The sequence below is a fragment of the Pigmentiphaga sp. YJ18 genome (assembly GCF_038066655.1).
In the GTDB taxonomy this organism is placed as follows: Bacteria; Pseudomonadota; Gammaproteobacteria; order Burkholderiales; family Burkholderiaceae_B; genus Pigmentiphaga.
Map to the genome: position 1 here is coordinate 181,199 of NZ_JBBUKU010000001.1, position 11,605 is coordinate 192,803.

The following is an 11,605-nucleotide window of genomic DNA, read 5'->3' on the forward strand; positions in this document are numbered from 1 at the left end:
CTCGACGAGGACGATGACATGAAGCCAGGACGAGTGATCCTGATGGGCGCCGGCCCCGGCGACCCGGACCTGTTGACCCGCAAGGCGGTCCGCGCCCTGCTGTCGGCCGACGTGCTGCTGCTGGACGAACTGGTGCCCCCCGACATCGCCGAACTCGCGCCGCGGGCACGCGTGCTGCGCGTAGGCAAGCGCGGCGGCTGCCGCTCCACGCCCCAGCCCTTCATCCAGCGGCTGATGCGCCGCCATGCGCTGCAAGGCCGGACGGTGGTCCGCGTCAAGGGTGGCGAAGCCCTGATGTTCGGGCGCGCGGGCGAGGAAATCGCCTTCCTGGAAGCCGCCGGCATCGAGGTCGAACTGGTGAACGGCATCAGCTCGGGCATGGCCGCCGCCGCGGCGCTGGGCATCTCGCTCACGCACCGGGACCACTGCCACGGCGTGAGCTTCGTCACCGCCCACACCCAGGACGGCTCGCCGCCGGACTGGCAGGCATTGGCGCGCGGTCGGACCACCCTGGTCATCTACATGGGCATGCGGCGCATCGAAGAAGTTACGGCCAGCCTGCTGGCGCACCTGCCGGCAAGCACGCCGGCCGCGGTGGTGCAGTGGGCCTCGACACCGCGCGAGACCAGGCTGGTCACCCGGCTGGACCGGCTCGCGGATGATGCGCGCGAAGCGGGGTTGGGCAGTCCCGCGATCATTCTCGTCGGGGATGCGATCGGGCTGGCTCGCGCCGACAATCGTCAGCGCGAGGCTGGCGTCCGGTCAATCGACGGTCCGGATCCGTCCCGCTTCGACTCGCAGGATGCGGTCGCAGAAATCCAGCGTGCTGGGGCGATGTGAGACCACGATCACCGTGGTCTCGGAAGGCAGCCCCCGGATGACGCCGAGCAGCTCTGCCTCGACGGCGGCATCCAGGGCACTGGTCGGCTCGTCCAGGATCAGCACCTCCTTGCGCTGATAAAGCGCCCGCGCGATGCCCAGCCGCTGGCGCTGGCCGCCCGACAGCCGGACGCCGCCTTCGCCGCAGGGCGTCTCATAATGTTGCGGCAGCTGGTCGATCATGTCGTCCAGGCACGCCAGGCGCGCCGACCATCGCACCAGGTCTTCATCGATGGCGGCCGGATCGACGCCGAAGGCGATGTTCTGGCGGATGCTGGCGCTGGACAGGAAAATGCTTTGCGGCACGTACGCGATCTTGCGCTGCCACAGCGGCAGATCCGTCGGCGGCAACGTCCGCCCATCGACCCACAGCGCGCCCGACTGCGGCACCCGCAGGCCCGACAGCAGATCCAGCAGCGTGCTCTTGCCGGCGCCACTGCTTCCTACCACGCCCACTCGTTCGCCCCGATGAATCATCAACGTCTGCCGGTCGATCACCGGTTCGACGCGCCCCGGATGGCAATAGCTGGCCTCGACCAGCCCGAAGCTGTCGTGCAGGCTCAGTTGCCGGTGATCCGGCAAACGATCGCCTGGCACGGCGGGCAGCGCTTCCAGCACGTCCCACAGCACGGGCGCCGCGCCGTTAAGGGTGGCCCAACCCGAATAGATCTGGTGCAGCACCGGCAACAGCCGCTGGGTGGCCAGCACGAACACGCCCAGCACCGGGATGATCATGCCCGAGGGCATCGCCGTGCGCGTCAGCCCATAAGTCAACGCGATCACCAGCAGCAGCCCGATGGTCTCGACCACGTAGCGACGGGACTGCACCAGCGTATTGTTCTCGGCCTGCGCCTTCCTGAACTCGGCCTCGTGCTGGCCATAGGCCTGCACGTAGCTGCGCTGCTGGCCGGACAGCAGCACGTCGCGGATCGCCCCCAGGCTTTCCTGCGCCGCCTGCAGGGCACGGCCATGGTTGACGGCGATGCGCCGGCCCGAGTCCAGCAGGCGGCGTCTGGACAGGACCGCGATGCCGCCGTAGATCAGCCCGAAGGCAAGCGCCAGCCCGCCCGCGATGGGCGCGCTGACCATCAGCAGGAAAGCGACGATGGCCAGCGCGATGATCGAGGACGTGCAGATCAGGATGCAGGGCACCACGACCTGCGATGCCACGACGGTCACCTTGTACGACAGGATGCTGAGGGTATCGCTGGAATGGCGCTCGGTATGCGCCGGGAATGGCAGGTGCAGCGTGCGGTCCAGGCAAGCCAGCGCCAGATCTTGCCCGATACGCTGGGCCGCATGCTGCAGGCGCGCCACCAGGCATACCCGCAGCACCCCCGTGGCCAGGGCGGCCAGCGCCAGCGTGGCCATGCCGGCGCCCAGCACCTGTGCCGGGTCCATGGAAGCCAGCGCGGGCACCCACGTGGTCAGCCGGTCCCACATGGACAGGCCGGCGGGGTCGACCAGCATGATCAGTACCGGGACGACCGAACCGATGGTCAGTACCTCGGTGGCCGACACCAGCAAGGCCAGCAGCAGCAGGCGCGCCAGCCTGCGGCGATGCGGGCCGGGCAGCCAGCGCCACAGGCGCTGCGCCAGTTGCAGCGTGCTCTGCGCCGACGCGGACGAACGCGGGTTCATGGCCGGTTTCTGACACTCGCGCGCGCGCTGCGGCTCTCGCGCAGCACGCGCCGGGTCTTGCGCCAGATCAGGCGACAGAAATTCATCATGCCAGCGGAGGGAAAGTCGATCGATGCCCCGACGCTGGTCCAGAACGGCGCGCCGTTGTGGCGAGCCACCTGCGCCGGCTCGATCAACCGCGTCCTTACCTGCGTCTTCAGGTGATACCGCAGGGGCCTGTGCGCCTCGCGTCCCGGCACGTCCCATGGACCCGGCGCGCGGTAGTACAGCCAGAACGAGCCGGGCCGGCCTCGCCGGACACCGGCGGCCAGCGCCGATACGGACTCGCGGTCGAATTCGATGGATGCGGGAGTCTGTTCCGCAAGTACCCGCAGCGCGATCCGCACCGCATCGGGCACCGCGAATTCATTGACGAAAGACAGAAAGCGGCCGGCATCGAGCGCGGGCCGCTGGACCAGGATGGCCAGCGCGTCGACGGCCCAGCGTCCATCGTATTGCACGGACGGCGCCAGCACGCCATGAGCAAGAACGTGCGCCAGGTTGTGCTCGACGCAAGGAATCGTGAAGCGCCCCTTGGCGTGTTCGACGACCCTCGCGTGGGCGCACAGGCGATCGACGCTGGACTGCCTTAGCGCGCAGTTGTGTAGATACCAGTGGACGTCGAACTCGAAGCGCTCCGGGCTGAGCCAGGTAATGGAGCGCAGCGTGTTGCCCTTCCTGGTCATGCCCTGTTCGGCAAAGAACGCCAGGACTTCCTGGGGCCGACGCTGGATGCCATTGAGCAGCAGGTCGATATCGGCCATGGGCCGGCCGCCCAGTCCATGCGGGCTGGTCAGCGAGGCGGCCACCCCTTTCAGGAACACGCATTCGCCCAGCCCCGCCCGCGACAATGCCTGGCGCAGGCGCTGGGCCCGGTCCAACAGCAAGTGATTGCGGTACAGGGTGTGCTTGAAGGCGCCGCGCACCCGCGACTCGGCGAAGACACTCAGCCCTCCCGCTGGCAACCGTTGCGAGATCCCGGGCAGCATGCGATTTTGCCCATCGGTCAGCGCATCCGCCTGGATGGCCTGTTCCAGCACGGCCAGGTCGCGTTCGGCTGGCCGGGCCGCGAATGACAATTCCAGAAGCGCTCGCTGGACGGTCGGATCGGCAACCCCGAACAGGGAGATCATGCCAGCCCCCGCTGCCGCTGCAGATGGGCGCGCACCACCGCCAGATAGGCGGCGCCGTGCCCGGCCCTGGAAAGCGTGTGGTTCCCGCCATGTATGCGCCGGCGCAGGAACAGCGCGTCGGAGCGCGCCCAGCCGGCCTGCGTCGCCATCAGGCGCGAAGCCAGGTCGATGAATTCGCCGCTGACCAGGCCGGTGTCGAAATCCCCCACCCGTTCGAGCAGTTCGCGGCGTATCGCGGTGGAGCCGCCCAGGACCGCGGCCTGGGGCGGCGGCAGCACGTAGCGCTGGCGCGCCTCCGGCGGCATGTCGGGACTCAGGAAGTGTTCGACCCAACCGGACACGACCCCGACCGACGGCGCCGCCATCAAGTCCAGCACCACGGCCTGCCGGCCCGGCACCCACAGGTCGTCATCGTCCAGGAACTGGATCAGGTCGCCCCCGGCCATCGCCAGCCCTGCGTTGCGGGCGGCGGCCGCGCCACCGTTGCGCGGCAGGCGGCGATAGCGGATGCGCGGGTCGTCCACCTGTTCCACGATGGCCCGGATGTCGTCGGGAGAGGCATCGTCGACCACGATCACTTCGTCGCCGGGCGCCAGTTCATCCAGCGCCGAGCGCAGCGCCTGGGCGATGTAGGCGGAAGCCCTGTAGGCGGGCATGATCACGCTGGTCTTCATCGGTGGCGCTCCAATTTGGCCTTGATCACGTGCAGCAGTTCGTGGCTAGCGCGCGCGGCCAGGGCGGAAGCGTTATGGGCATGCAGGCGCCGGTCCAGCACGATGTCGGGCAGCATGACCTCGGTGCCGCCGGCCTGCCGCGCGCGGGCGAACCAGTCCACGTCGTCGCTGTAGAGGTAGGCCTCGTCCAGCATCCCGATCTGCCGGAAGCGCTCCGTTCTGATCAGCAAGGCGCTGAGCAGATAGCCCGGCTGCGGGCCCTCCTTCCAATGGTCACGGCACCAGGACGGATAGTCGCTCACGCCATCCAGGAAGAACTTCTGCATGCCCAGCACATGGCTCGTGTCCGGACGTTCGGCGAACACCGCTCCCTGCAAGGCCAGCTTGTCGGCCATCCAGCGGTCGTCCTGGTCCAGGAATGCCAGGTACTCATGGCGGGCGCGGCGTATGCCTTCGTTGCGCGCCCCGGCCACGCCCAGGTTGCGTGGCAGCGCGACATATTCGACGGCGCGGTGGCGTTGCGCCAATTGGCGGCACACGGCATCGCTGCCGTCGGTGGACGCATCGTTGATCAGGCAGACCTGCAACGCGCGCGGCGGCGCCGACTGCGCCAGCACGCTGTCGACCGCTTCCTCCACGAAACAGGCACCGTTGAACACCGGGATCACGACCGAAAGACCGGAAACGACCATCACCTCTCCAAGATTTCCAAAATGCGACGGCCGGCCCCCGACAGGCCCGCCGCCCCGCGGGCGATGGGCACGTCGACATAGGGCGCCACCTCGTAGACCCGCTTGGCCATGGCCAGCGAGCGGTCCGCCCAGTAGGGCGCCTGCTGCACGCTGCTCAGCGCGAAATGCATGAACCCGGGCGCCGCGCGGGCCGGTGCCGCGCCCGCTTCCGGCGCCAATCGCAGCCCGGCGATGGCGGCCAGGCGAAAGTTCGGAACCAGCCTGCCGCCCTCGCCCGCGCGGTTGGCCAGCAGCACCTGCTTGCCGGTCATGGCGTCCACTTCCCAGGGTTCGCCTCCCAGGCCGGAACCGCTTGCCAGCGGCGCGCTCGGATGCAGCTTGAGCGTGCGATACACCGTATGGACCTGGCAGGCGTCCCCGCCAGGCGCGAGCACGGCATAGTCGTCGCCCGCCGAACGCATGCCCTGCCTCAGCAGGTCCAGCGTCGTGGTGGACTTGCCCGAGCCGCCCGGCCCCGCCAGCAGCACGCCCCGCCCCCGGGCATCCGCCACGCTGCCGCCATGCGCCAGCCACGCACCCGCCTGCAAGGCCAGAAGATGGACGAAACACTTGAGCGGCGAATAGCGTTCCCAGGGCGGCAGCCGCGCGCAATCCGGGGCATGGAACACGCCCAGGCCGCGCGAGGCGTCGAAAGCCGTGATCAATCCCCGCTCGGGATCCGGCAACAGCAACTGCTGCGTCGCCCCCTGCCTGGCCGCTTCGAAACAGGCACGGGTCTCGGCGCCCGACAGGCGCAACCTGGGCAGGGTGCGCTCATGGCGTCCGTCCAGGCACCAGACCTGGAAGACACCGGGCTCGGGGCGATCCAGCTTCGTTGCCGCGTAGAACGCGCGGACGATGTCGGCAAAGCCCGACCGGGCATCCGCGATCACGTCGAAACGAACCGGACCGGCACGGACGGCATGGACTACCCAGTCCCCCTGCGCCCGGCCGAACGGCGTCAGCCGGTCAGCCAGTTCATCGAACCATTGCCGGTACGCCATGACCTCAGGCGGGTTTTTGCGGCCAGCCCGCCACCACGTCGGTCTCGTGGATCGGGTCCAGCCCCAGGATTTCCTGCATGTCGGCGTAGACCGCCATGGTCAGTTCGGCGGGATCGGCGATCTGGATGGCGGGCACGGCGACATCGGCCGGACTCGGCGCCGCGACCAGTATCTGTTCGTCCAGCGCCTGCCGCACCAGCTTGCCCAACGCGTCGCGCGCGGCGTCGCTCCAGCCGTTGGCGCTGGCCAGCTGCTCCGGCGTGACGCCGTTCATCAGGGCCTGCCAGACCTCGACCGCCGTACCCTGGAGGTTGTAGTAATTGCCGACGTCCAGGTTGATCACGATGGTTTCATTGCCGACCACCTCGGCGATGCACGGCGGCGACTGTAGCGTGTACGAGCTGGAGAAATCCATGATGCTGCGCTTTCCAAATACGTGAAGGATCAAACTGCCCGGGATCCCGCCGCGCGCCGCCTCTGGATCGAGGCATGCAGTACCTGGAACAGGCCCAGGTTGCGCGTCGGAACGCCACGGGTCATATTCGTTTCGTGGACCCGGTACAGCAGGCCAATTTCCGGCACCCGGCGGATATCGCAGCCGGCGTCCATCAGGCGCAGGAAGAAGTCCTGGTCCTCGCTGAAACGCAGGGCCGGATCGAACCGGCCGTGCCGCGCGAAGACCTCCCGCCGAAAGGTACTGGCGCCCAGGTGATGCAAATGGCCGGCTTGCTGGCCGTCGGGAAACCGGAAGCGCGACGCTTGCGCCGCATCCTCGATCAGGTATTGCGTCCTGCCCATGATCACGGCGGCATCATGCCGTTCCAGTTCCTGGCAATGCGCATCGAGACGGCCCGCGGGCCATTGGTCGTCATGATCGAGGAACGCGACGAAGCGTCCCGCCGCCACCTCCAGCCCCAGATTGCGGGCAGCGGCCGGCCCGACGCCGTCCGACCTCAGGCACAGGCAGGCGTGGTCCTGCAGGAAGGCATCCAGGATCCCGGCCGTGCCATCCGTCGAGCCGTCGTCGATGACGATCAGTTCGTCGACGGCCGACGCATTGCCGACGATGCTGGCCAGGGCCTGCGCCAGAAAGCGTTGCCCGTTCCTGACCGGCACGATGATCGATGCGCGCACGCTTGCCGGAACGGTCATCGCCGGCTCCTGGCTCGCGGCGCAGTCTGCTTGAAAACCACCCGGTTCCCCCCGGTAGCGTGCCGCGCTGCTCCCCCCTGGCGCTAGGCGGCACAGGGCTCGAATCCTAGCATACCGTCATCCCGCCATAAGCCGATAAAAGGCATCGACTTTCATAACCGCCTCAGCGGCGGCGCCCCTGCATCCAGCCCAGCGTGTCCTCGGTCCGCCCCGAAGGCACGTACTCGGCGCCGACGAAGCCGTCATACGGCAGTTCGTCCAGCGCGGCGAACACGTTGGCGAAATGGATCTCGCCCGTGCCCGGTTCATGGCGCCCCGGCGTGTCGGCGAACTGGATGTGGCCGATGCGCGCGCAGTGGGTGCGCAGGCTGCGGATCAGGTCGCCCTCCATGATCTGCATGTGATAGAGGTCGTACTGGATGCGCAGATTCGGATGCCCCGCGCGGTCGATGACCTCGAGCGCGGCCCGCGTGGTGTCGATCAGGTAGCGGGGGCGGTCCACGGTGTTGACCGCTTCGGTCACCACGCCTATGCCCAAGTCGCCCAGGACCTGCGCGGCATGGGCCAGGTTGCCGGCCAGCGTGTCCAGGCAGCGCTCGCGTTCGTGCTCGGGCCCGGGGCAGCCGGCCAGCACGTTGATGTGGCGGGGCCGCAGCACCTGCGCCACCTGCGCGGCCTGCGCCACCGCCTCGCGGAAGGCGGCCTGCCTTCCCGGCACCCCCGCCAGGCCCTGTCCGCCCGACATCAGGTCGCCCGCGGGCACGTTGCACAGCGCCAGGTCGACCCCCGCGGCCTGGAGCGCGTCGCGCCACTGTCCGGCCTCGTGGCCATAGGGAAACTGGACCTCGACGGCATCGAAGCCGGCCCGGCGGGCGGCGGCCGGCCGTTCGAGTTCGGGCACCTCGAGGAACAGCATGGACAGGTTGGCCGAGAATCGGATCATGGCGGGATCAGGTCGGGTTCGGTGCAAGGGCGGGCACGGTTTCAGGATTCTTCGGGAAAGCCGCGCAGGAAGAACCGGCGGGCGCGCCCCAACAGGAAGTTCAGCACCAGGCCCAGCAGCGAGATCGCGATCAGCGCGACGAACATGTCGACGGTCAGGAAGCTGCGCGAGGCGATCACGAGCTGGTGGCCGAGACCGTCGGTGGACGTGATCATCTCCGCCAGGAACACCACCACGCAGGAAATGACGAGGCCGATGCGGCAGCCGGTCAGGATGGACGACATGGCCGCGGGCAGGACGATGGCGGTCACGATGCGCGAACGCGGCGTGCCGGCGGCCAGCGCCGACCAGATCAGCTTGGGTTCCACCGACCGTGCTCCGTGCAGCGTCGCCAGCAGGATGGGAAAGGCGGCGTCGGCCACGACCAGCGCGATCTTGGACGAATGATCGAAGCCCAGCAGCAGGATGAAGGCCGGATAAAGCGCCACCTTGGGAATCGGGCCCAGCACCCGGACGACGGGCACCACGACCGCGGCGCCGACGCGCGACCGGGCCGCCGCCATGCCCAGGCCCACGCCCAGCACCAGGGCGATGAAGAAGCCCACGAACAGCCGGAACAAGGTGATGCCGACGTCGGACAGGTAGGCCGGCGAGGCCAGTTGCTCGAGCAGCCGCATGACGACGACGTACAGGCTGGGCAGCTGGTTTTCCGTGACCCGGCCCGACATGGCCAGCCCTTGCCACGCGGCCAGGATCAGGATGAGGGGCAGGATGCCGATGAGCGGGGAAATGCGGCGGGCCGGCTTCATAGCGCCTCCACGGTGGCATCGGATTGCCGGTCGGCCCAGCGGGTCAGCCGCGCGCGCACGGCCTCGAAGCACATGTCGAGCACGATGCCCAGGACGCCGATGACGATGATCATGGCGTACACGGTCTCGTACTGGGCCATGTCCATGGCGTTGAACAGGATGTTGCCCGCGCCGGTCTGGCGCGCGATCATTTCGCTGGTGATCATGGTGATCAGGCCCATCACGATGCCGGTGCGGCAGCCGGTCAGGATTTCCGGCAGCGCGGCCGGCAACACGATCCGGAACATGCGCTGCGCGCCGTTCATCCCCATGGCGGCGGCGGACCACAGCATCTTTTCCTCGACCGCGCGCGCGCCCTGGTAGCTGTGGTACAGCAGGGGCAGGCTGACCCCCAGGAACACGACCAGAATCTTGGAAGCATCGCCCACGCCCAGCCACAGCATGATGAGCGGCATCAGCGCCGCCTTGGGAATGGGATAAACCACCATCAAGAGCGGATTCATCAGCGTCTCGACCAGCGGCGAGCGGCCCATCAGGAGGCCGATGGGGCCCGCCACCATCAAGGCAAGCACGAAGCCGATCAGCATGCGCCGCAGCGAATCCAGGATGTCGAAGGCCGCCTGCGGATCGGCGAAGATGCGCGGCAGTTCGGCCAGCGCCTGCGCGGCCGTCGGCAGGCCGGGGTTGTCGTACAGGCGCGCGGCAAGCTCCCACGCCACCAGCAGCCCCAGGCATACCAGCAGCGCGGAAACGCCCGGCGCTCGCAGCACCTTCTTCACGCCGCTTCCTCCTGCTCGGGCTGGTTGTCGATCATCGCCTCGATGTCGATGACGTATTGCTGATAGCGCGGATTGAGCAGCAGTTCGGCGCGCACGCGCGGCCGGGGCAGGTCGATGTCGACGATTTCCTTGATGCGGCCCGGCGACTTGGTCAGCACCACGACGCGGTCCGACAGATAGACCGCCTCTTCCACGCTGTGGGTGACGAACAGGACGCTTTTGCGGTCGCGCTCCCAGATCTTGAGCAGGTCGTTCTGCAGGCGGTTGCGGGTATGCGCATCCAGCGCGCCGAACGGCTCGTCCATCAGGAGGACGGCGGGGTTGTAGGCCAGCGTGCGGGCGATGGCCACCCGCTGCTTCATGCCGCCCGACAACTGCTTGGCGTAGAAATTCTCGTAGCCCGACAGGCCCACCATGGCCAGCAGCTCGCGCGCCCGGGCCTCGGCCGGCGCCCGCGCCACACCCTGCTGGCGCAGGCCGTAGGCCACGTTGCCCAGCACCGTCTTCCATGGATAGAGCGCGAACTCCTGGAACACCGGCCCGCGGTCCGGGCCGGGACCGGTGACCGGCCGGCCGTCGATCTCGACCGAGCCCGAGGTCTGCTTGACGAATCCGCCCACGATGTACAGCAGCGTGGACTTGCCGCAGCCCGAGGGACCGAGGATGGAAATGAACTCGCCGTCGCGAAGGTCCAGGGAAATGTCGGACAGCGCGACATGCCGCTCGCCCTTGCCGACGGCGAAGACCTGGGAAACGTGCTTGATGGCAATCATGGAAAGGTTCCAGAGCGCGGCCCCGCCTGCGCGGGGCCTGTCCTTGCATCGGCGCCGGGGCGCTACTTGATCGGGGCGTGGATGTCGCCGTTCTTGAACGAGGCCACGTCCACTTTCTGCGACATCAGGCCCGCCTGCGTGAAGCTGTCGAGCAGGCTCTGGATGGCCGGGAAGTTGGGGGCCATGCCGGGATCGCGGGCGAAGTCGTTGCCCTTGAGGAGGTAGGTGTCCAGCACGGATACGGGCGCCCGGGTCACTTCGGACACGACCTTCAGCGTCTCGGGACGGTTGGCCAGCACCTTGCCCATGGCGGAGGTCAGGTCACGGATGTAGGCCTTCACCAGCTCGGGGTTCTGGTCCACGAAGTCCTTGCGGCACGCTTCCAGGATGTGCACGAAATTCGGTTGCTGGTCGGCCACCGAGAACAGCTTGCGCAGGCCGCCCTTGGCCTCGGCGCGCGCCGCGAAGGGCTGGTTCAGCACGCCGGCGTCCACGCGGCCCGAACGAATGGCGTCCTCGGACGGCGCGAAGCCGGTCTCGATCAGCTTCACGTCGGTCTTGGGGTCGAGGCCGTTCTTCTCCAGCATCTGCACCAGCGGCGCATAGACGCCCGCCCCCAGCACCGACACGCCGATGCGCTTGCCTTTCAAGTCCTTGACGGACTTGATGGGCGAATCGTCCTTGACGGCCCAGTACACCGAGAAGCTGGTGGGCGTCTCGAACACGTGCTGGGCGATGATCGAGGTCTGCACCTTGGCCTCGATCAGGCCCTGCCCCACGGACAGCGGCGTCTGCGTGCCGCAGTCCACCGCCTTGGCGGCGAAGGCCTGCATGACGGGCGAGGTGCCCTGGAACTGCACCCACTCGATCTTGTACTTCGAACCCAGCTGCGGGAACTCGGCAGGCCGCTTCATCATCCAGTACTTGGCTTCCTCGGCCGGAATCAGCCAACCCACGCGGATCACCTGCTGCGCGGAAGCGGGAACGGACCATGCGGCGATGAGGCCGGTCAGGGCAAGCGCTGCGATTTTCTTCATGAATGACTCCT

General features: G+C 68.1%; 13 protein-coding genes. 1 reads left to right on the forward strand and 12 read right to left on the reverse strand.

What is annotated here, in order from left to right:
* Positions 1-18 precede the first annotated feature (18 nt).
* Complete coding sequence (gene cobA, locus WKR98_RS00890) at positions 19-840, forward strand: uroporphyrinogen-III C-methyltransferase (RefSeq protein ID WP_341431764.1); 822 nt, start codon at positions 19-21, stop codon at positions 838-840.
* Here the strand turns inward: cobA and WKR98_RS00895 are convergent.
* The 12 genes from WKR98_RS00895 to WKR98_RS00950 all read right to left on the reverse strand — a co-directional run bounded on the left by WKR98_RS00895 (position 763) and on the right by WKR98_RS00950 (position 11,594).
* Entirely contained in the window at positions 763-2,520 is a 1,758-nt protein-coding gene (locus tag WKR98_RS00895) for an ABC transporter ATP-binding protein (RefSeq protein ID WP_341431765.1), read from the reverse strand. The two genes, cobA and WKR98_RS00895, sit on opposite strands and share 78 nt — an antisense overlap.
* Positions 2,517-3,692: a nucleotidyltransferase family protein gene (locus tag WKR98_RS00900; RefSeq protein ID WP_341431766.1), complete on the reverse strand. Its 1,176-nt coding sequence runs from the start codon at positions 3,690-3,692 to the stop codon at positions 2,517-2,519. The genes WKR98_RS00895 and WKR98_RS00900 overlap by 4 nt, the downstream gene beginning before the upstream one ends.
* Positions 3,689-4,366, reverse strand: a complete 678-nt coding sequence (locus WKR98_RS00905; RefSeq protein WP_341431767.1) for a glycosyltransferase family 2 protein — start codon at positions 4,364-4,366, stop codon at positions 3,689-3,691. The genes WKR98_RS00900 and WKR98_RS00905 overlap by 4 nt, the downstream gene beginning before the upstream one ends.
* Positions 4,363-5,058: a glycosyltransferase family 2 protein gene (locus WKR98_RS00910; protein ID WP_341431768.1), complete on the reverse strand. Its 696-nt coding sequence runs from the start codon at positions 5,056-5,058 to the stop codon at positions 4,363-4,365. The genes WKR98_RS00905 and WKR98_RS00910 overlap by 4 nt, the downstream gene beginning before the upstream one ends.
* A complete protein-coding gene (locus WKR98_RS00915) occupies positions 5,058-6,101 on the reverse strand; it encodes a hypothetical protein (protein ID WP_124691421.1) in 1,044 nt (347 codons plus the stop codon). Before WKR98_RS00915 ends, WKR98_RS00910 begins: the two co-directional genes overlap by 1 nt.
* A gap of 4 nt (positions 6,102-6,105) precedes the next feature.
* Complete coding sequence (locus WKR98_RS00920; RefSeq protein ID WP_124691422.1) at positions 6,106-6,516, reverse strand: PqqD family protein; 411 nt, start codon at positions 6,514-6,516, stop codon at positions 6,106-6,108.
* 29 nt (positions 6,517-6,545) lie between these two features.
* A complete protein-coding gene (locus tag WKR98_RS00925; RefSeq protein ID WP_124691423.1) occupies positions 6,546-7,253 on the reverse strand; it encodes a glycosyltransferase family 2 protein in 708 nt (235 codons plus the stop codon).
* Positions 7,254-7,416: 163 nt separating this feature from the next.
* Positions 7,417-8,196 (reverse strand): hydroxypyruvate isomerase family protein, encoded by a 780-nt coding sequence (locus WKR98_RS00930; protein WP_124691424.1) that lies wholly within the window; start codon positions 8,194-8,196, stop codon positions 7,417-7,419.
* A 41-nt stretch (positions 8,197-8,237) separates the two neighbouring features.
* A complete protein-coding gene (locus WKR98_RS00935) occupies positions 8,238-9,005 on the reverse strand; it encodes an ABC transporter permease (protein WP_341431769.1) in 768 nt (255 codons plus the stop codon).
* Positions 9,002-9,784, reverse strand: coding sequence for an ABC transporter permease (locus WKR98_RS00940; protein ID WP_124691426.1), 783 nt, complete (start codon positions 9,782-9,784; stop codon positions 9,002-9,004). Before WKR98_RS00940 ends, WKR98_RS00935 begins: the two co-directional genes overlap by 4 nt.
* Positions 9,781-10,557 carry an ABC transporter ATP-binding protein gene (locus WKR98_RS00945; protein ID WP_124691427.1) on the reverse strand — a complete coding sequence of 259 codons (777 nt, stop codon included), beginning with the start codon at positions 10,555-10,557 and terminating at the stop codon, positions 9,781-9,783. The genes WKR98_RS00940 and WKR98_RS00945 overlap by 4 nt, the downstream gene beginning before the upstream one ends.
* 62 nt (positions 10,558-10,619) lie before the next feature.
* Positions 10,620-11,594 (reverse strand): ABC transporter substrate-binding protein, encoded by a 975-nt coding sequence (locus tag WKR98_RS00950; protein ID WP_124691428.1) that lies wholly within the window; start codon positions 11,592-11,594, stop codon positions 10,620-10,622.
* Between the last annotated feature and the right edge of the window lie 11 nt (positions 11,595-11,605).

Coding starts and splice junctions, on each gene's coding strand:
- WKR98_RS00900 (WP_341431766.1), bottom strand. CDS start 3,692: ATGATCTCCCTGTTCGGGGTTGCCGATCCGACCGTCCAGCGAGCGCTT.
- WKR98_RS00920 (WP_124691422.1), bottom strand. CDS start 6,516: ATGGATTTCTCCAGCTCGTACACGCTACAGTCGCCGCCGTGCATCGCC.
- WKR98_RS00950 (WP_124691428.1), bottom strand. CDS start 11,594: ATGAAGAAAATCGCAGCGCTTGCCCTGACCGGCCTCATCGCCGCATGG.
- cobA (WP_341431764.1), top strand. CDS start 19: ATGAAGCCAGGACGAGTGATCCTGATGGGCGCCGGCCCCGGCGACCCG.
- WKR98_RS00945 (WP_124691427.1), bottom strand. CDS start 10,557: ATGATTGCCATCAAGCACGTTTCCCAGGTCTTCGCCGTCGGCAAGGGC.
- WKR98_RS00935 (WP_341431769.1), bottom strand. CDS start 9,005: ATGAAGCCGGCCCGCCGCATTTCCCCGCTCATCGGCATCCTGCCCCTC.
- WKR98_RS00915 (WP_124691421.1), bottom strand. CDS start 6,101: ATGGCGTACCGGCAATGGTTCGATGAACTGGCTGACCGGCTGACGCCG.
- WKR98_RS00910 (WP_341431768.1), bottom strand. CDS start 5,058: ATGGTCGTTTCCGGTCTTTCGGTCGTGATCCCGGTGTTCAACGGTGCC.
- WKR98_RS00930 (WP_124691424.1), bottom strand. CDS start 8,196: ATGATCCGATTCTCGGCCAACCTGTCCATGCTGTTCCTCGAGGTGCCC.
- WKR98_RS00905 (WP_341431767.1), bottom strand. CDS start 4,366: ATGAAGACCAGCGTGATCATGCCCGCCTACAGGGCTTCCGCCTACATC.
- WKR98_RS00895 (WP_341431765.1), bottom strand. CDS start 2,520: ATGAACCCGCGTTCGTCCGCGTCGGCGCAGAGCACGCTGCAACTGGCG.
- WKR98_RS00925 (WP_124691423.1), bottom strand. CDS start 7,253: ATGACCGTTCCGGCAAGCGTGCGCGCATCGATCATCGTGCCGGTCAGG.